We start from the raw sequence: 19,886 nt of genomic DNA, 5'->3' as shown, positions 1-19,886 counted from the left end.
ACGTCTCCTGGTCAGGGAGGGGGCAAGCTCGGCCGCATGATCGCAGCTCGGACACAGATTGTGATCGTTCACATGGCGGGGTCAATCAAAAATTGACCGACGCGCAGCCACGCTCGGCCTCGAGCGACGCGGGCGGCGACGCGTGGCGGTGGCCGGCCGCCGCCACGCGTGAGCTGTCCTACGAGCCTGGCTTCTGCGAGGCTGTAGGTTTCACGGAGCCTGGATGGTGCTGTTGCGCAGCACCGGCGCGGTCTCGACCAGGATGCGTGCGGCTCTGGAGGGCCCCGCCAGCGTCGTCCCAGCTCGGGATCGAGGGGGCCCGCGTGCCGGTCGATTGGCGTTGACTCCTGAAATGTGATCGTTCACATTCGGCTCAGGGGTATCCTTTCGCTTCGCCCTCGGTGGGCGTCATGCGCGCCGAGACCTTCGTCTTCTGATCGGTTCCGGTGTCGATTCCGTTCGTTCGGCCGTCGCGGAAGCGGTTGCCGATCGATGGTGCTTGGCGTTTCGCCAGAGGCGATTCACCAGAGGCCACGACAAGCTTTGCTGATTCGACGGCTGTCGTGATGCCCTAGGTGCTGTCAGCTGGAATTTTCTCGGGAGCCCGGCGAGGCGGCCGGATGGCAACTTCGGGGGCGGCGTAACCTAGGTTGCGGCGGGCCATGCCTCAGCCCCTCCTCGGGCGCAGCAGTGTCATCACAGCGGCCCGGTCCGGTATCAGGTGCTCCAGGTTCCGTCATGCCGGGCGAGCTTGGCTCGGCGATGCGAGCACCTGCTCCGGGGCATGGTCGCGAGATGTGGGTTACCGCGCGTCGTCATCCCCTTGCATTATCGGAGAGCAAGATGAAGAAGCCGTCGTGGCACGAGCTCCGTTCCTCAAAAGAGATCGCCGCCGTTTGCGCGCTCGCGTTCGCGGCCGCGTGCACGGGCGCGCTGGGTGACCCGACGGAGGGCGCTGGGGCATCCTCCAGCGGGGGAGATGGAACGTCGCCGGGCTCGGACTCGGACCCGCCGCCGTTCCAGCCCGCGGCCGGGATGCTGCGCCGTTTGACGAGAACGCAGTTCCGCAACGCCGTGCACGACATGTTGGGCGTCGAGGTCGATATCAATCAGCTCGACGCCGACAGCTGGAACGGGAATTTTGCGGTCATCGGCGCATCGACCGTCGTGACCTCGGAGCGAGGCGTCGAGCAGTACCACGCGGCCATCGAGAGCGCCGTCGACGCGGTGTTCGCGGATCGCGCGAAGCGGGACCAGTTCATCGGCTGCGCGCCCAGCGGCGCGGAGAACGACGCTTGCGTGCGCGGCTTCCTCCAGACGCTCGGGCTTCGAGCGTGGCGCCGCCCGCTCGAGGCCGCCGAGCTCGACCGACTCGCGGCCGTCGCCGCGAAGGCCGCGACCGAGCTCGAGAGCCCCGTCGAGGGGGCTCGCTGGGCGACCGTGGCCCTCTTCACCTCTCCGAACTTCCTGTATCGCCCGGAGCTCGGGGCGCCGAGCGCCGACGGGTCGCTTCGCTTGACGGGCTACGAGATGGCGTCCCGGCTCGCGTTCCTTTTGTGGAACAGCCTGCCGGACCAGGAGCTGCTCGACGAGGCCGCGAGCGGGGCGCTCGGAACGGTGGAGGGGATCCGCGCGGCGGCGACGCGGCTGCTCGAGACGCCTGCCGGGCGCGAGGCGGTCGGCGCCTTCGCCGAGGAGTACATGCGGCTCGATCGGATCGGCACCCAGGCAAAGGACTCGGGGCTCTTTCCGGAGTACAACCCCGCGCTGCAAGCGGCGATGGTCCGCGACATGCGAGGCACCTGGGAGGTCCTCGCGTTCGACGATCAAGCGAGCGCGCTCGACCTGTTCTCGACCACGAAGGTCGTCGTCAACAGCGACCTCGCCCAGCTCTACGGTCTCGACACCGCCGGCCTCGGCTCGGGCGCCTTCGAGGTCCGCTCGTTGCCCGCGGACGGCCCGCGCATCGGGATCCTCAGCAAAGCGGGCTTCCTCTCGCAGTTCGCGAACCAGAAGGAGGGCTCTCCCACCTTGCGCGGCAAGTTCATGCGCGACGCCCTCATGTGCACGCCCATCCCGCCGCCGCCCGGCGACGTCGCTCTCGAGCTCCCGGAGCCGCCTGCAGACAAGCCCCTCACGAAGCGTCAGCGGCTCGAGATCCACCGGACCGAGCCCACTTGCGCCGGCTGCCACTCGTACATGGACCCGCTGGGCCTGCCGCTCGAGACCTTCGACGCGATCGGCCGCTTCCGCACGACCGACCACGGCCTGCCGATCGACCCGAGCGGCGAGTTCGACGGGCAGCCGGTCGCCGACGCGCGTGCGCTCGGCCTGACCCTCAGCGCGGACGCCTCCGTCGCGGAATGCCTCGTCCGCAAGTACTACACGTATGCAGCGGGTCACGAGGAGAGGAAGGTGGACGCGAGCGTGCTGAACGCGCTGACCGCCTCGTTCGAAGGGTCGGGGTACAAGCTGCGCGAGCTGGTCCTCGACGTCGTGACCAACGACGCTTTCTCGTCCGTCGCCCCCCAACCCTGATCGCAGGTACCCCAATGACGAACAAAGCCTTGAACCGACGAACTGTTCTCCGGGGCATTCTGGCGACGGGCGCCGCCGTCACGATCCCGCTCCCCCTGCTCGAGATCATGCTGAACGAGAGCGGCACGGCGCTCGCGCAGACGAAGACGCCGGTCTCGCCGCTCTACGTCACGTGGTTCTTCGGGAACGGCACGCTTCCCGGTCGCTGGAAGCCGACGCGCACGGGCTCCGGTCAGGCCTGGGATCTCAGCCCCGAGCTCCAGCCCCTCGCGGACCTCAAGTCGTACCTCACGGTGATCAGCGGCCTCGAGAACAAGCTCGTGGTATCCGGCGTCGAGCACCCCACGGGGTCGGCGGGGGCCACGACCGGCGCGCCGCTCAGCGGGAACGCCGTGCGGGCCGCGTCCATCGACCAGGTCGTCGCGAACGCCATCTCGGCCGGGGCGCCGTACCGCTCCCTCGAGCTGGGATTGACGCCGGCGACGCCGGGCGGCCCTCAGGACTCGCTGCACACCGTCTCGCACAAGGGGCCGAACGCGCGCAACAACCCGGAGTTCGATCCGAAGGCCGTGTTCAATCGATTGTTCATGAGCGGCTTGCCCGAGCCCAGCGACGACGGCGCGGCTCAGGCCACGAAGATCGCGAACGTCCGGAAGAGCGTGCTCGACTCCATCCTGCAGGACGGCGCGAGCCTGAAGGAACGGCTCGGGGCGGCCGACAAGCATCGTATCGAGGAGCACCTCGAGTCGATCCGGGCCATCGAGCAGCGCCTCGAGACCATGCCGTCCGGCGGCGATCCGACGGCAGCGTGCAAGAGCCCGACGGCCCCCACCGTCGGCAAGGATTCGCAGAGCGAGGCGCCCCCTGCGGTGAACACCGCCATGGTCGAGCTCTCGGCGCTCGCGCTCGCGTGCGAGAGGACCCGCGTGCTCTCGTTCATGTTCTCGCTGCCCGCCGCGCACGTCTACTACCGGCACCTCGCGCAGGACATGAACGACGACTTCCACGACACCATCTGCCACGGAGACGCCGGGGACCAATCGAGTCAGCCTCGCGTCGACAAGGGCGTGATCTACACGATGCGCTGCCTGAACGAGTTCTTGACGAAGCTCAAGAACACGCCGCACGGCAGCTCGAACCTGCTCGACAGCTCGCTCGTGTACGTCACGTCCGACACCGCGTGGGGCAAGGTGCACACGAGGACGGAATGGCCGGTGCTCTTCGCGGGGAAAGCCGGAGGGCGGCTGCGCGGCGACGAGCATCGCAACTTCCCCGGCGACAACCTGAGCAAGGCGCTCCTGACGGTCGCCCAGGTCATGGGCGTGAACGTGACGGAGATCGGCATCGACGCGGGGCGGGTCACGTCACCGCTCGCGGGCATCCAGGTCTGAGCGCGGCGTCGCGGCGCCTGGAAGAGGCGCTCGCCGACCTGCCCGCGCTACCGCATCGTCCCCAACCTAGGATACTGGTTCTATGAACTCGATTTCATCGTTCGCTACAGCGCGGCTCGTCTGCGCGAACCGCACCGCCATCGATGACCCTGGTCCGAGCCCCGATACCGTGGGGATGCGGAGTATCTGCGCAACGCCGGCGATGGCTCTGCTTGCGCTGCTGCTTACGGTCGCCGGATGCAGCAGCACCGAGACGGGCGGCGCGGGGGGAGCCGGGGGAACCGGGGGAGCAGCGCCGGGCGATTCCGGTACGCATGACGCCGCGTCGGGCTCGGGCGGCGGCGGTGGCTCGGGTGGCGACGGCGGCTCCGGCGGCAGCGGTGGCTCGGGCGGCGGCGACTCGGGCGGCGGCGGCGGCTCGGGCGGCGGCGGTGGCTCGGGTGGCGGCGACGCCGCTCCAGATCTCGCAAGTTATGCGAGCGGGTTGGACAAGCTGTTCGTCGATGCCCCGTGCGCCCCGTCGACGCCCTTGCCGCTGGCCTCCATGGCGACGTGCAATCATCCGCCCAACACCCAGCGCATCGAGAAGCAGGTGATCTTCGGCGGCGATCCGGGCACGACGTACTCGGTCAAGCTGCGGGTGCGCGGGATCTGGGAGCCGACGGACATCGAGGGGGGCGAGATGCTCAAGAAGCCGTTCATGATAGGCGGCAGCGTTGGCCCCAACGACTCCATCAACTACCAGCAATATTCGATTGAGGTGAGCGAGCCGCGCCAGACGTACTGGCTGAACAATTATCAGTACCGCGCTCACGACATTCACAAAGAGGACTACGAGGCGACGATCCAGGTCAACGGCGGCGCCATGGTCAAGGTGGTGATGAACGACGGCAACGAACGCCAGATCGCCAACTGGACCAAAGACTATTTCGAGGGGCTGCCGCCGTACGATACGGCGCCGACCACCGGCCAGATGCTGCGCCTGGACGTGGTGTCGGTGAGCAAGTAGGGCGCGTCGGGGCCCGACGGCCTCGCTCGGCCCATGATCTCGTCGGCGTCCTGAGGTGCAGTGCGGCCCGGGACGCGCCGTGCTCCGGCTGCGGACAGCTGTTGAGCACGCGCTCGCCCACACCGCGTCGCGGAGAGGACACCGCGCGCACCCTGGGCGCCAGGAGAGACCTGTTCGACACCCGGCGCGCAGCGGCGAGCCAGAGCCTCGAGGCGGCCCAGCAAGCTGATCGAGGAGGCGGAGCAACCTGTTGGAGCTCGATGAACTCCAACAGGTTCGGCCCGCTAGCGAACTGCCTTCAACAGGCCGAGGCGGTACGGGAGCTGCGAGTATTCGCCGCCCGAGCTCGGATTGCGTCCTTGATACAGGAACTGCAGATTGCAGGTGTCGAGCGTCGCGGTCTCGTCGTTGCCATCGCGCACCAGCTCGCCATGGCTGACGTCGTCGCTCCAGTCAGCCACGCCTGACGCGTAGGTGACGTTGTTTTGACCTGCGAACGGCGCGTTCCAGGTATGCGCGAGCGGGGTCCACGCGCCGTCGAGGCGATCCGCGGTGAACGAGCGATAGAACCTGGCGCCCGTCGGGCCGATGGCCTCGATCACGGTCAAGTACTTGTTCATGCCCTTGATCTTGTACGTGGAGCTCCCCTCGAACAGATTGTTACGATTCGAGTCCTGAAGGGCGACCGAGACCGGGCCGAAGCCGTTCGGGAAATTCTGCAGGGTGGTCTGGCTGCGGTACATCCGACCGTCGTCGCCGGTGAAGAAGAGGTAACAATTGGCGCTGTCGCAGATCGCCCAGTAATCGATGGGCAGGCTGGGCATGCCAGCGGGCGTGGACGCGAAGAAGTTCTGGGGTCTGGTCCAGCTGTCCGGGCGGCTCGGGTCGCTGGTCGTGGAGAACTGCGGCGGCTGCGATTGATAGATGAGGTACCACTTGTTCTGAGGCCTGAAGAAGAACATCTGCGGCGCGCACCGATAGCCGCTGAAGCCGGGCGTGCGATCCATGTAGTATTGCGGCGCGGATGCGGCCTGGGACCAGTCGGTGAAGTTCAGGTAAGTCATCTGCCAGTTCCCGGCGGTGTTCGCCGTGGTGGCGTAGATGTGCCATCGGTCGTTGAAGAAGGAGACCGTCGGATCTTTGATGGACACGATATTGTGAGTCGCGTCGGACTTCGGGCTCACCAGCATGCCGCTCGACTGCCAGCGGAAGGTGGTCGGCAAGCCGCAACCTTCGCCGCCCCCGCTGCCGCCGCTGCCGCCGGTTCCGCCGGTTCCGCCGGTTCCGCCGCTGCCGCCGGCTCCGCCGGTGCCGCCGCTGCTGCTGCTGCTGCTGCTGCTGCCCGAGCTCACGGGTGTGATCCGGAACTGCTGGTTGGTCCCGCCGTTCGATGCCCATTGAACCAAGGCGGTGCCGTCGGCGGTGCCGCGTCCGTAGACGTCCAGGGACTTGCCGCTGTTGCGTGCGGTGATGCGCACGACGCCGCTGGAGACGTCGGTGAACGACCACTGCTGGTTTTCCCCGGTCCAGCAGGAGTATTGCTGGATGCGGGCGCCGTCGCTTGTGGAGGCGCCGGCGACGTCCATGCAACGGTTGCTGTTGACGTTGCGGATGCGATAGTAGCCGCCGCCTGCCGATTCCATGCGGAACTGTTGGCGCGTCGAGCCGTTGCAGCTGGCGATCTGCAGGGCCGCTGCGTCAGCGGTGCTGCCTCCAGCCACTTCGACGCATTTTCCGCTCTGGACGCCGACGAGCGTGTAGGTCGCCGCGGCATCGATGGTGACGCCTTCGGCCAGGTGGTCGAACTCGTGGCCGTCTTCGTCGATCGGCTCGGCGGAGACGCACGCACCCGTGGCGGCGAGCGTCGCGAGCAGCGGCCATCGCCTGAATCGGATTCTCATCATCATCCCCTCTGTTCAAAGGTATACGAAGCGGGAGGTAAGGCACATTGGAAGGCGCCCGGGATCGGCTGCGCAAGCTCTTGTCCTACGGGTCGACTCCGTCGACCCGCGACCGAGCGGACGAGCCTGCGCAGCGATCACCGGGCGCGCAGATCTCCGTGAACCGCGCGTCAGCGCGCTCAGCGTCAGCGTCCCAGGTAGCTCATGAGCCAGGACATGGCGGGCCGCATCTGGCCGCTGCTGCTCATGAGCCCTGAGTTGGTCACCCACGTCTGGCCGCTGATGTACCCCCACAGCGTGATGCCTTTCACGCTCGGATGGTCGTAGAACATGGGGAACTGGCTCTGCATCACGTTGAGCTGCTGCGTGTCGTTCGCCAGGTTGATGTCGTACTCGGTGATGTAGACCGGTAGACCGGTGCCGGCGAGCCGGTCGAGGAAGCCCTTGACGGTGCTGGTGTTGAGCTTGTGCGCGTCGTGAGCTTGAGCTCCGATGCCGTCGATGGGAGCCCCTGCCGCCCGGATCCGATTGACGATGTTGATCGTGTTCTGATTGTCACCGCTGTACTCGATGTTGTTGTAGTCGTTGAGCAGCAGCTTGGCGTTCGGGCAGTACTGCCGCGCCCACTTGAACGCTTGCACGATCCAGTCGTAGCCGCTCGAGCCCGCGCCGCCGAGGGCGTTCATGTACGCCGGGGTGGTGTGCGGGGGCGGCTCGTTCACGACGTCGATGATGGCGACGTCCGGGTAGCGCTGGCAGAACGCCTGGATCCACTCTTCCACCTCGGCGCGCTGCTCGCTCTGCGACAGACCGGCAATCCAGCCCGGCTGCTGGGCACCCCAGATGAGGGTGTGGCCCTTGTAGGGAATGCCCTTCTGGCGAGCGTAATCCCGGACTCGGTCCATGCCGGCCCAGTTCATGACGTCCCGCGTGGGCTCGACGGAGCCCCACTTGCCCTCGTTCTCCGGGCTGATCTGGTTCCAGTACCGGGACAGATCCGCTCGCACCTGCCCGCCGGTGGTGATGTTACCGACGAACTTGCCACCTGCGCCGCCGCCGCCTGCGCCGCCGCCCCCGCTGCCGCCGGCTCCGCCGCTGCCGCCGGCTCCGCCGGTGCCGCCGCCGCTGCTGCTGCTGCTGCTGCTGCTGCTGCTGGTGCCCGAGCTCACGGGGGTGATCCGGAACTGCTGGTTGGTCCCGCCGTTCGACGCCCATTGAACCAAGGCGGTGCCGTCGGCGGTGCCGCGTCCGTAGACGTCCAGGGACTTGCCGCTGTTGCGTGCGGTGATGCGCACGACGCCGCTGGAGACGTCGGTGAACGACCACTGCTGGTTTTCCCCGGTCCAGCAGGAGTATTGCTGGATGCGGGCGCCGTCGCTTGTGGAGGCGCCGGCGACGTCCATGCAACGGTTGCTGTTGACGTTGCGGATGCGATAGTAGCCGCCGCCTGCCGATTCCATGCGGAACTGTTGGCGCGTCGAGCCGTTGCAGCTGGCGATCTGCAGGGCCGCTGCGTCAGCGGTGCTGCCTCCAGCCACTTCGACGCATTTTCCGCTCTGGACGCCGGCGATCGTGTAGGTCGCCGCGGTATCGATGGTGACGCCTTCGGCGAGATCGTCGAACTCGTAGCCGTCTTCATCGATCTGCTCGGCGGAGATGCAGGCGCCGAGCGCGAGCGTGGCTAGCAGGGGCCATCGTTCAAATCGCATTCTCATGAGGTTCTCCTGTACCCAAGGGGCATGTCGTAGGCCGTGGCGTGAAGCGGCCCCTTGGGCGCATACATAAGTTGTTACTATGATGTCGCTTCTTCATGGGGCGGGCGTGCGGGTCGCCGTGGAGACGAGACCTCGCGCCCAGCGCTGCTGAGGCGCGACCGCGACGTTCGCGGGCTCACCACCACGATGGCCGAGCGAACCCAGCCGATGCCGAGATCGGCTGACGATGGTCTCGGTGCGCATGACCGCCCTTCCGAAGCGAAGCAAAAGAATACCGACGGGCCTCAATGTGAACGCTCACAACCAGGATGTCAATCCAAGAAGGCTGTTGAGTGAAGGCGGCCCCGTCGATTCATGGGTAAGTTGTCGATACGGTGTCGCTTTTTCAGAGAGGCCGGATTGCATGGCAGAATATTCTGTCAGCCCAGGGCAACTCTCGCAGTTGGGACTTGACATCTCCGAAGGGGTTGGACTCTCCGCTTCCTCTCTACACTGGACCTCCTTGTCCCACACTGGACTTCCTCTTCCTCCTACATCGGGCTTCCCTCTCCCCCAACAAGCGCTAGCTGCGCCGCGCGCTCCGGTGGGAGACAGCCGCGCTGTCGGCGGCTGTGCTCGCCGCCACGCATGGGCGCGCCCGCGGCGGGAGGGTAGGATCGCGGAGGATGGAGCCGATCGTTGCCCTGATGATCCTCCTGGGAATCACGGGGCTCGCGGGGGGCTTCGGGGAGGCGCGACATCGGGCGAGGCGGGCCGCCGAGGCCCGCTGGCGGCTCGCCCGTCCGATCTGGCAGCGCGCCGCGGACCTGGTCGGCGGCAAGTTCAAGTCAGGGCCGGATCCATGGGGAGATCCCCGAATGCAGATCTCCGTGGTGTGCGAGACCGTCTCGCTCCTCGTCGACCACGACATCGATCACGACGACGTGTCCGTCGCGCGGTACCACACCCGCATCACCGGCACGGCGCGGAACCCGTCGGGCCTCAGGCTCCGCGTCCACGAGCAGCGGCTCCGCAGGTCGAGCGGCGGGCCCTTCCGGGCGCGGCGGGTGGACGTCGGCGATCCGGCGCTGGACGGCGCCTTCGTCGTCAGGGCCAGCATCCCGGCGCTCGCGCGCTGGTGGCTCACGCCGCCGCTGCGCGACGCGCTCCGCGCGGCCGCCGGCTACCAGCTCACGCTCGAGTCGCACCGGCTCACCGCCATCCGCGCCGGGCTGGAGGACGACGCCGAGAAGCTCGCGAGCGCCATCCGCGCCGCCGCGCTCGTCGCGGACCGCGGCCGCGCGCTCGCCAAGGAGCTGCGGGCGCTCTCGCAGGGGCTCGGCGGGCGCCTCCTGTCCGGCGCGGGCACCGCCTCGTCCGAGGGCGGGATGACCATCGAGCTCGAGCACCGCGGGAGGCTCTTCACCGTCGAGTTCGGCCGGGTAGGGGGGAAGGGCGCGTTCGGCACCCGCGTCCGCGCGGCCCGCGCCGCGTCGCCCTCGGAACGATTCAGCCTGAGGCGCCGGCCCGGGCGCGGGCGGCCCCGGGGCGCGCTCGATCCGTCCGGCGACGACGCGCTGCTGCGGGCCTACGAGCTCCTGGCGGAAGCGCCCGACCGGGTGGCTCAGCGCCTCGGCGACGAGCTGCGGCGCGAGATCGCCGCGCTCCGCCCGGCGTCGGTCACGGGCGATGACGCCGCGGTCACGCTGGTCTTCGGCCACCTCGAGACGGGGCGCGAGCGGATCGAGCGCGCGATCGCGATCGTCTCCGCGCTCGCGGCGCCCGAGCCGCGCGGGCCCTACCGCTGATCGCCGCGCGACGCGCTCGAGGTCGGCGGGCGTGATAGATCGTACGCCCGCAGCATGAAGGCCCAGCTCGACATCCCGGCGCCTCCTTCGCGCGCGTCCGCCCGGGGGCGGAGAGGGGAAGAGGGATGAGCGCCGCGCGGGAGGATCCGACGACGCTGGTCCGCACCCGGCGGCGCGCCGACGCTGGCCACGCGCCGCGGCCGCTCCTCTTCCTCGTCCTGCAGTGCCAGCGGCCGATGGATCCGCCCGCGCGGCTTCCGCTCGACGGCGTCGACGAGGTCGGGTTCGGGCGGGGCCCTGTGCGCTCGATCGGCCGGCGGATCGAGGGCGATCGGACGATCCTCGACGTGCGCCTCGAGGACGGCTGGGTGTCGTCGCGGCACGCGCGGATCACGCGCGAGGGCGGCCGGCTCCGGCTGGAGGATCTCGGCTCGACGAACGGCACGTTCGTGAACGGCGTGCCGCAGCGGAGCGCGCTCCTGGCCGAAGGGGACCTGATCGAGCTCGGGCACACGTTCTTCCTGTTCCGCGAGGCCGCCGCGCCCGACGAGCCGGCGGGCGGCGCGACCCAGGGGGCGGATCAGCCGTTCGGCCTCGCCACCTTCTCACCCGAGCTGTCCGAGCGCTTCGCCTCCCTCCGGGCCGTCGCGCCCGCGCCCATCCCCGTCGTCCTCCAGGGCGAGAGCGGCACCGGCAAGGAGGTCGTCGCGCGCGCCGTCCACGCGCTCTCGGGGCGGCCCGGCCCGTTCGTCGCCATCAACTGCGGCGCGCTGCCCGAGAGCCTCATCGAGTCCGAGCTGTTCGGCCACAAGAAGGGCGCCTTCTCCGGCGCGGCCGAGGACCGGCCCGGGCTCATCCGCGCGGCCGACCGCGGCACGCTCTTCCTCGACGAGATCGGCGACCTGCCCGCGGCGTCGCAGACCGCGTTCCTGCGCGTGCTGCAGGAGTCGGAGGTCGTCGCGGTGGGCGCGACGCGCCCCGTGAAGGTCGACCTCCGCGTGGTCGTGGCCACGCACAGGGACCTCCCGGCGATGGTGGAGCGCGGCGACTTCCGGGGCGATCTCTTCGCGCGCCTCTCGGGCTTCGTGCTCGAGCTGCCCCCCCTGCGCAGGCGCCGGGAGGACCTCGGCCTGCTCATCGCCGCGCTGCTCCGCCGCGCCGCCCCGGACCGGGCCGCGTCGATCTCGCTCGGCTGCGAGGCGGCGCGCGCGCTCCTCCTGCGCGAGTGGCGGCTCAACGTCCGCGAGCTGGAGAAGTGCCTGGCGACCGCGATCGTGCTCGCGGGCGGTGGCCGGGTGGAGCTCGATCACCTGCCGCCGCCCGCGGTCCTCCCGCGCGGCGGCCCCGCGCCCGAGGCCCCCCAGCCCGGCGAGCCGCAGCGCTCCGACGAGGAGGACCGCCGGCGGGAGGCGCTGATCCGCCTCTTCCGCGAGCACCGCGGGAACGTCAGCGCGGTGGCGCGGGCGATGGGCAAGGGGAGGACGCAGATCCACCGGTGGATCGCGCGCTATGGCATCGAGCCAGGCGACTACAGGGACGGGTGAGCGCGCGGCCGCCGCTCAGGGACAGAGCGCCGCATCGCCGGACAACACGCCGCCGGGCAACAACGGCGCGAACGGGGAGAACGGAGAGTTCCGGACGACATCCGACGGGTGGTTGAGGAACACCGTGATCGGGTGGGGCCATGTGCCCCCGCCTCCATCGCACTGCTGGAAGTCCCTGTCGCCGTCCACGAGCCCCCCGTCGTCGACGGAGCATTGGTGGAGCGGCGGACAGCTCGTGACAGCGTACGATTCGCCGCAGGCGCCGACCGAGGTCGCGACGCAGTCCATCTCGCCCTCGGCGCCCGCGCAGAGGCGTTCCGCCACGTACGCGGCGTGATCGGTCCAGTATTCACCCGTGCAGGCGAAGGCGTGCCGATAGATGGCCTGCCCGGAGAACTCCTCGGGGGTCGGAGCAGGGTTGAATTCGCCGTTCTCTTTCACCTCGTTCATCCCCACCTTGAGACGGGGATGGAGGGGCTCATTGCCCCAGAGATTCCCGTAGAACGCGCCCTCGCGCCAGCCGAAGACGTCGGCCTCCGCCGCCGGATACACCGCGGCGCGGAACGTCGCCTCGACAACGGAGATGGCGCCGGGCGGCGGCGGGGGGCTCGGTCGCGGGCGGCTCCCCACGCTGAACTGCCGGTTCTTCTGGAGCGCCGCGGCGCCGCTCCCGGCCGGCGCGGGGAGGCCGGCGCGGCCGCTCGTCCGCGGGCCGCTCATGAGGCTGAAGTAGGCGCTGGAAGGGCAGACGAAGCGGAGCGCGGGCTCGGTGCGCCTGCCGCAGCGCACCTCGCTCGAGTCGATTCGATCGGGTGAGCCGGCGTCGCAGCCGCGGATACCGCTGCAGACGCGAAGCACCGTATCGCTGGCGGGCAGCCCGACGGCGCTCGCTGCGTCGTCGGCGCAGTCGGTCAAGGGCGCCTCGCCGGTCGCGATGAACACGGTCGATCCCGGGGTGCAGGAGCCCACGTGCTCGGCCGTCCATCCACAGCTGCGCGACGCGCCCTGGGAATCGATCCTGCACCGCCTGAAGCTCGGAATGGTGTCCCCGTCCTCCGTGCCCGTCACCACGCGGACGGAGGGCGCCGGCGTGAGGAGCCCCGGCCGGTGCTCCGGGAAGGCCTGGCCCCGCATCGAGACGGTGATCGAGCGGCCCATGGCGTTCACGAGCGAGAGCATGCACGCCGAGACGAGCTGCTGGCACTTCACCCCCACCGGGCCCGCGGCCCAGGCCGGGCAGATACCGATCTTGCCGTCGAACGTGAATTCCTCGCCTGTCGACGTGTCGGTGTACGACACGCTCTGGCCCACCTCGAGGGCGCAGGCGACGAGATAGCCCATCACCTCGCGCGTGGGCTCGTGGCGGAGCTGGCGTTGGAGCACGGGATAGGGGCCTGCGTCGGCGTAGCTGTCGGTCGCGAGCGGGACGGACACCATGACGGGGTTGGCACGCGGGTTCGTGATCAGCGCGTTGCGGGTGAGCGCCTCGGCGGAGAGGCCGTTGCCCCAGACGCCCTGCACCGCGTCCGCGAACGCCGCCACCGCAGCGCTGGTGCTGGCCGACCCGCCGCTGGCCGACCCGCCGCTGGCCGGCCCGGCGGCCGACGCGCTCGACGAGCTGCCGCTCCCCGCCGGCGCCGCTTGCGGCGGCCCGTCGAGCGGCGAGGCGTCGTCGCCAGCGCCGGCGCAGCCCGCGCCGGCGCAAGAGAGCCCGAGACAGAACACAAGCAGCCCAGGGATCCGGGAGATCATCACGCGATCGGGTTCCTTTCTCGTCCTGGCGAGCCGGATCATCGGTTCACGCTTCGCCGCTCGATCCAGGCGAGAGGCCCGGCGGGAGGAGCGCGCGCTCGATCTCGTCGAACCGCTGCTCCCAGAAGCCCGCCGAGTTCGCCCTTGCGTCCCGCACGAACGCCAGCGCCTCGCCGGCGGCGCCCGCCCGGAGGGCCGAGAGGGCCGCGCTGTGCAGCGCCTCGGCGTGCTCGTGAAGGATCGCGGTATGCCGCGCCTCCTCCACGAGCGCGCGCCATGCCGCAGCGTCGAACCGACCGGCTGCCCGGTCGTCCAGGGCCTGCTGCACCAGGCGTGCCAGCGTCCGGGCGCAGGGGGTGAGGTTGGGTTCGGGGAGGCTCGCGCGGGCCTCGGCCAGGTGGCGGGCCGCCTCGTCGTGCTCGCCGCGGGCGATGTGGATCCGGGCGAGGAGGAGGACATCGTCCGGCGAAGGGCGCTTGTTGAAATACCGCCGCTGGAGCTCGAGGCTGCGGCGCGCGAGCGGGAGGGCCTCGTCGGGCGCGCCCAGCCAGTACCGCAGCTCCGCCAGGTTCAGCGTGGCCCAGCGCTCGAGCTGGGCGTGGCCGAGCTCGCGGGCGAGGCGGACGGCCTCCCGCTGGTCCGCGACAGCGCGCCCTTCCTCCCGCCGCTTCACCCACATGAAGACGCGGTTGATGTACGCGGTGCACAGGTGGAAGGCGTCTCCGGCGCGCAGGCAGGCCTCGACGACGGCCTCGGCGTGGCGCTCGGCCTCGTCGAGCCGGCGGGCCACCGAGAGCGACGCGACGAGCACCAGCCGGGCGATGACGTGCGCCTCGTGGTCGCCGACGGCGAGCGCGCCGCGGGCGGCCCGCTCCAGCTTGGGGATCCCCTCGTCGACGCGCTGGTCGCGGCAGTCCGAGCGGCCGCCCGCGAGCAGGCTGCGCGCGTCGAGCCGCGCGTCGCCGAGGCCGGCGCACAGCTCGGCGGCGCGCGCCGCGATCGCCGCGGAGGCGGGGAAGTCCTCGAGCCAGTCGAGCGCTGTCGCCTCCTCGAGGAGGAGCTCGGCCGCGCGGGCCCTGTCGCCCGCGGCCTCGGCCAGCGCGCAGGCCGCGCGCAGATCGGCGAGCGACTCCTCGAAGCGCTGCAGGCGGTAGCGCGCCCGGCCTCGGCCCGCGAGCGCGCGGCCCCGGGCCTCGGGGTCGTCGCGCTCGAGGAGGCCGACGAGGCGCAGGGCCGCGGTGAAGCGCTGCTCGGCCTCGACGACGTCGTGCCGGGCGAGCGCCTCGTCCGCGAGCTCGGCGTGCGCCGCCGCCGCCGCGGCAGGGTCTCCCGCGGCGGCCGCGTGCCGCGCGATCCGGGCGCGCGCCCCGGCGGCGCGCGGCGCGCCGAGGAGGCCCTGGAGGACGGCGGCGTGCAGCGCGCGGCGGCGGGCGGGCGGGATGCGCGCCTCGACGGCCTCGCGCAGGAGCGGGTGCCGGAAGGCGTAGCGCGGCGGCGACGCCGGGAGCGCGACGAGCACGCCGGCCCGGGCGAGGCGCGCCAGGCCGACGCCGGGGTCCAGCGCGCCGGCGCCGGCGCCGGCGCCGGCCGGCCGCGCGTCGGCGGCGCGATCCAGCGCGCGCAGGGCGGCCTCGAGCTCGGCCGGGGAGAGGTCGTCGCCGAGGATCGCCGCGCGCTCGAGCAAGTCGACGAGCGGCGGCGGCAGGGCCGCGAGCGCGCGCGCGGCGAGGCGCTCGCCGAGCGGCGCGGCCGACAGGGAGAGCAGCTCGTCCGGAGCGAGCGTCCAGCCCTCGCCGCCCCGGGCGCGCTGGATCGCGCCGCCGACGCGCAGGGCGCACGCCACCTCCACCAGGTCGCGCGGGACGCCGCGCGCCAGCGCGTGGAGGCGATCGAGCACGGCGCGGGGGACGAACTCGACGGGGCGGAGGTGATCCTGGAGCAGCGCGCCCGCGGCCTCGGCGTCGAGCGGGCCTAGGTCGAGGGTCACCCGGCGGGCGGCGCGCTCCCCGAGCCCCGGACGGAGCGACGCGATCGAGGGCCGCGCGGCGAGCACGATCGCGAGGCGCGCCGCGCTGCCCTCGGCCGTGGCGAGCTCGATCGCGTCGAGCGCGGACGCGTCGGCGCGGTCGGCGTCGTCGAGCAGCAGCGCGATCGGCGCGGCGGCCGCGAGGGCGGCCGCGAGCGCGCGCGCCTCGGCGTGGCGTCGCGCGCCCGGCGCCTCCAGGAGCGGCGCGGCGGCCGGGTCCGCTGGGGCGAGCTGCCCAAGGGCGAGCCCGACGGCTGGCCAGGCGCGCGCGGCCTCCGCCGCGCCGAGCCGCTGGACGAGCGCCTCCCGGGCATTCGCGTCGCGCTCGCCGCTGGCCGGGAGATCCAGGGCCGCGCGCAGGAGCGCGACGAGCGTCGCGCCGTGCTCGGCCGCCTCTGGCCGGAGCGCCGCCGCGGCGTGCACGGCCGCGCCGCCGGCGTGGAGCGCCGCCGCGAGCGCTGCGAGGAACCGGCTCTTGCCGTGCCCTTCCGCGCCGAGCGCCGTGACGAGCGCCGGCCCTCCGCCGGCGAGCGCCTCCTGCGCGGCGGCGAGGGCCGCGCAGAGCGCCGCATCGCGGCCGCGCAGGGAGGTCTCGCCGGGCTCGTCGGGGGGCGCGTTGCGCAGCTCGGGGGCCACATCGCGCGGAGGGGGCGGGGTAACGTGCGGGCTGTCGGCGAGCGCGCGCCGCGCTTCGGCCGTGAGGAGCGCCGGCGGCATGGCGTCCGCGTCGCCCGGGCCGGCCCCCCAGGTCTCCGCGTTCTCGAGCGCAGCGCCCGCGAGCGTGACGCCGTGCGTGCCCTCGCGCACCCGGAGCGGGGCCAGGTGGACCGCGAGGGGCGGCTCCGCTGCGCCGGCCTCGGCGAGGCGCCGGGCCACCCGCGCCGCCGCGCGCACGCCGTCGCCTGGCGCTTCGGCGGCGGGGAAGGCGAGCACCATGCGCTCCCCGCGAAAGCGCGCCAGGATGCCGCCTTCGGCCCGGGCGATGTCGACGAGCGCGTCCGCGCGCTCCCGCGTGCGCAGGGCGAGCAGCGCCACCGCGCGGTGCGGTCCGGCGGTGGGAGCGGGCGCGTCGGATCGGCTTTGGGGCGTATCGGAGCGGCCTTTGGCCATGTCCGATCGGCCTTGGGGCGTGTCGGAGCGGCCCTCGGCCATGTCCGATCGGCCTTGGGGCGTATCGGAGCGGCCCTCGGCCATGTCCGATCGGCCTTGGGACGTGTCGGATCGACCTTCGGGAGTGTCGGATCGGCCTTGGGACGCGTCGGATCGGCCTGATGACGCGTCGGATCGGCCTGCGGGGGCGCCGGAGGATGCCGCGCGCCCTCGGGACGGGGCGACGCGCGCTTCGAGCGACGCCGCGAGAGCGCGCGCCACGTCGCTCGCGCGGGCCGGGCGGGCCTCTGGATCCTTCGCGAGGCAGCGGAGGACCGCCTCGTCGGCGCCCTCCGGCAGCTGCGCGATCGACGACGGTGGTTCGGGGCGGCGGGCCACGTGGGCCTGGCGCACCTCGGCCGCCTCGCCGACGAACGGCGGACGCCCGGTGAGCAGCTCGAAGATCATCGCGCCGAGCGCGTAGATGTCGGCGCGCGCGTCGACGGCGCGCGCGCCGAGGCACTGCTCCGGCGCCATGTACGCCGCCGTCCCGAGGATCGCCCCGGTCTGCGTCAGATCGGGGCCGAGCGCCGCGCGCGCATCGCCGTCCGCGCGCGCCTGCGCGGCCAGGCCGAAGTCGATCAGCGCGACCTCCCCGCCCGGCCGCAGCCACACGTTCTCGGGCTTGAGATCGCGGTGCACAAGCCCGGCGTCGTGCACCGCGTCCAGCGCGGCCGAGAGCGCGCGCACGATCGCCGACGCCCGCGCGATCGGCATCGCGCCGGCGCCCGGCAGGTCCGCGAGGCGCCGCGCGAGCGAGCAGCCCTCGAGCCGCTCCAGCACGAGGAACGGACCGAGCTCTCCCGAGCGCCCGCGGCCGAGCAGCGCGGGGACCAGCGGCGGATCGAGGCGGGCGAGCGCCGCCGCCTCGCGCGCGATCCGGCCGTCGTCCTGCCGGCGCGCCACCTTGAGCGCCACGGAGCGGCCGTCGCCCGCGCGCGTCGCCGCGTAGACGCGCGCGAACCCCCCTTGCCCGAGCAGCCGCTCGATACGGAACCCTTCGACGCGGAGCCCGGGCACCGGCGGCGACGGATCCCGCTCGAGCGCCTCGTGCTCGCGCTCGTCGGCGCTCGTCACCGGCGATGGGGCCAGGGGGTGCGCCGGGCACGCGGCGCCGGCCCGCCCCGGGAGGCGGCGATGGCACTCGGAGCAGCGCATGGGGCGCGAGTATACTGGGGTAGGGTGCCATGCGGCCGCCTGCCGAGCTCAACCAGGACGAGACAGCCGTCATCTCGGGCCGACCGCTGGAGCTCGAGGCGAGCGCCGCCGGCGACGCGCTCCCTGCCGGCGCGGTGGTCGGTGGTTACGTGCTCGACGACGTGCGGCTCGGGGGCGGCTTCGGCGTCGTGCACCGCGCCGTCCCGGTCGGGGGCGGCGCGCCGGTCGCCCTGAAGGTCCTCCGCCGCGGCCTGTCGCTCCTGCCGGCGATCCTCCGGCGCTTCCAGCGGGAGGCGGAGGTGCTCGCGCGGCTCAGGCATCCGGCGATCGTCGAGGTCCGCGGCGTGGGCGCCCTGGACGACGGCCGGCCGTACATCGCGATGGAGTGGGTCGAGGGCCGGAGCCTCGCGGCCGAGCTGCGCGCGCGGGGCGCCTTCTCGCCGTCCGAGGCGGCCGCCCTGCTCGAGGAGGTCGGCGGCGCGCTCGCCGCCGCGCACGCGATCGGCGTCGTGCACCGCGACGTGAAGGCCCAGAACGTCATGGTCTGCCGGGGTGAGCGCGGGCCCGACGCGCCGGGCGTGAAGCTCGTCGACTTCGGCATCGCCAAGCTCCTCCGCCCGCGCGACGTCGATCGCGCGCGCGGCGGCAAGAGCAGCAGCCTGATCCTCGGCACGCCGCTCACGATGGCCCCGGAGCAGATCCTCGGCGGCGCGGTGGACGCGCGCACGGACATCTACGCGGTGGGCCTGCTTGCCTACCAGCTCGTGACGGGGGAGCTGCCGTTCCAGGGCGCCGATGCGGTCGAGACCGAGGAGATGCACCTGCGTTCGCCGCCGCCCTGCCCGAGCGACCGCGCGCCCGTGTCGGCGGCGTTCGACGCGGTGGTGCGCCGCTGCCTCGCCAAGGAGCCGGCGGACCGGTACGCGGGCGTGCCCGAGCTGCTCGCCGCCCTGCGCCGGGCGGTCGGCGCGCCGGGCCGAAAGAGCGCGGCGCCCGCGGCGCGCTCGCCGGCCGACGCTCGCCTCGCGGGCGCGTGCGCGCAGCGGCAACGCGCGCCCGAGGGGCCATGCGCGGCGCTGCTCGTCGAGGCCCGGCTCTCGGCGCCGGACGACGCCGGCGACGAGGCGCTCGCCGACGTGGAGCGCCTGGTCCAGGCGGCGCGCGCGGCGCTCGTCCGGCTCGGGGCGACGCTCGTGGTCGAGAGCGCCGACGCGCTGCTGGCGGCGCTGCCCGCGCCGTACGATCGCGCGCCGGAGCGGGCGCTCGGCTGGGCCCTCGAGCTCTGGGCGGAGCTCGGCGCGCGGGCCGGCGCGAGCCCCGAGGTGCTCCCGCGCCTCGCGCTGCACGCGGCCGAGCCCGAGGCGCTGCGCGTCTGGGCGCCCGCCGCGACCGGGGCGGGCGTGTTCGTGACCGACGCGTTCGCCGAGGGGCTCGCCGGGGAGGGCGGGGAGGGGGAGAGCGAGCGTGCGCCGCTCCGGGGCGAGGGCGGTGCGCTGCGCCGGGTGGCGCCGTGAGCGCCGCGGCCTGATACGGGCGCGCGCTGACACGGCCCCTGCCAGGTACTGGTCAAATTTGAACAGGGAGACGGGGAGGCAGGGAGAAAAATCTTGGTAAATCTCCCCGTCTCCCTGTGATCTTTCTCGGGCAAAGTTGACCACCACCCCCTGCCACAGGGGTGTCACAGGGCGATGTGACAGGGGACAGCCGCGCTGTGGCAGGCAGGCCGCCTGCGCGGCGCGGAGCCGTCCTGCCGCCAGCATGGCGACGGCCGCGAGGAGCGCGTCACTTGCGCGTCGCTCTCAGGTGATCGGTGGGAATGGCCCTCGGCGGGCGACGCCAGGTCGCGAGCGCCGCGCGCTGGCAAGGCGCTTGCGATGGGGCTCCCCCGCGAGGCCGCCGCGGCCGCGCCGCTCCTG

10 protein-coding genes are annotated in these 19,886 nt (G+C 72.3%); 6 read left to right on the top strand and 4 right to left on the bottom strand.

What is annotated here, in order from left to right; translation table 11 throughout:
- The first annotated feature begins 843 nt into the window (after positions 1-843).
- The 3 genes from WMF14_RS25730 to WMF14_RS25720 all read left to right on the top strand — a co-directional run bounded on the left by WMF14_RS25730 (position 844) and on the right by WMF14_RS25720 (position 4,938).
- Positions 844-2,538: a DUF1592 domain-containing protein gene (locus WMF14_RS25730; protein WP_437790282.1), complete on the top strand. Its 1,695-nt coding sequence runs from the start codon at positions 844-846 to the stop codon at positions 2,536-2,538.
- Positions 2,539-2,567: 29 nt separating this feature from the next.
- Complete coding sequence (locus WMF14_RS25725) at positions 2,568-3,929, top strand: DUF1552 domain-containing protein (protein ID WP_437790280.1); 1,362 nt, start codon at positions 2,568-2,570, stop codon at positions 3,927-3,929.
- A gap of 82 nt (positions 3,930-4,011) precedes the next feature.
- Complete coding sequence (locus tag WMF14_RS25720; RefSeq protein ID WP_437790278.1) at positions 4,012-4,938, top strand: hypothetical protein; 927 nt, start codon at positions 4,012-4,014, stop codon at positions 4,936-4,938.
- Between the two features lie 284 nt (positions 4,939-5,222).
- Here WMF14_RS25720 and WMF14_RS25715 read toward each other — a convergent pair whose 3' ends face one another.
- Both WMF14_RS25715 and WMF14_RS25710 read right to left on the bottom strand, forming a co-directional pair.
- Entirely contained in the window at positions 5,223-6,845 is a 1,623-nt protein-coding gene (locus WMF14_RS25715; protein ID WP_437790277.1) for a non-reducing end alpha-L-arabinofuranosidase family hydrolase, read from the bottom strand.
- Between the two features lie 179 nt (positions 6,846-7,024).
- Positions 7,025-8,554 (bottom strand): endo-1,4-beta-xylanase, encoded by a 1,530-nt coding sequence (locus tag WMF14_RS25710; protein ID WP_437790276.1) that lies wholly within the window; start codon positions 8,552-8,554, stop codon positions 7,025-7,027.
- 665 nt (positions 8,555-9,219) lie between these two features.
- Between WMF14_RS25710 and WMF14_RS25705 the strand changes: the two genes are divergently transcribed.
- Entirely contained in the window at positions 9,220-10,341 is a 1,122-nt protein-coding gene (locus tag WMF14_RS25705) for a hypothetical protein (protein ID WP_437790274.1), read from the top strand.
- A 125-nt stretch (positions 10,342-10,466) separates the two neighbouring features.
- Entirely contained in the window at positions 10,467-11,885 is a 1,419-nt protein-coding gene (locus WMF14_RS25700) for a sigma 54-interacting transcriptional regulator (protein WP_437790273.1), read from the top strand.
- Between the two features lie 15 nt (positions 11,886-11,900).
- Here the strand turns inward: WMF14_RS25700 and WMF14_RS25695 are convergent, their stop codons facing one another.
- Together WMF14_RS25695 and WMF14_RS25690 are read right to left on the bottom strand one after the other, a co-directional pair.
- A complete protein-coding gene (locus WMF14_RS25695) occupies positions 11,901-13,640 on the bottom strand; it encodes a hypothetical protein (RefSeq protein ID WP_437790272.1) in 1,740 nt (579 codons plus the stop codon).
- Between the two features lie 43 nt (positions 13,641-13,683).
- A complete protein-coding gene (locus WMF14_RS25690; RefSeq protein ID WP_437790270.1) occupies positions 13,684-17,970 on the bottom strand; it encodes a protein kinase domain-containing protein in 4,287 nt (1,428 codons plus the stop codon).
- 29 nt (positions 17,971-17,999) lie between these two features.
- Here WMF14_RS25690 and WMF14_RS25685 point away from each other — a divergent pair, with 29 nt between their 5' ends.
- On the top strand, positions 18,000-19,484 hold the full coding sequence (locus tag WMF14_RS25685; protein ID WP_437790268.1) for a serine/threonine-protein kinase: 1,485 nt from the start codon (positions 18,000-18,002) through the stop codon (positions 19,482-19,484).
- Positions 19,485-19,886: the final 402 nt, after the last annotated feature.

This window comes from Sorangium sp. So ce693 (assembly GCF_051521375.1).
GTDB classification, from domain to species: Bacteria; Myxococcota_A; Polyangia; order Polyangiales; family Polyangiaceae; genus Sorangium; species Sorangium atrum.
Note: the sequence above shows the minus strand (reverse complement) of the source record. Positions and strands in the feature narration are given on the sequence as shown.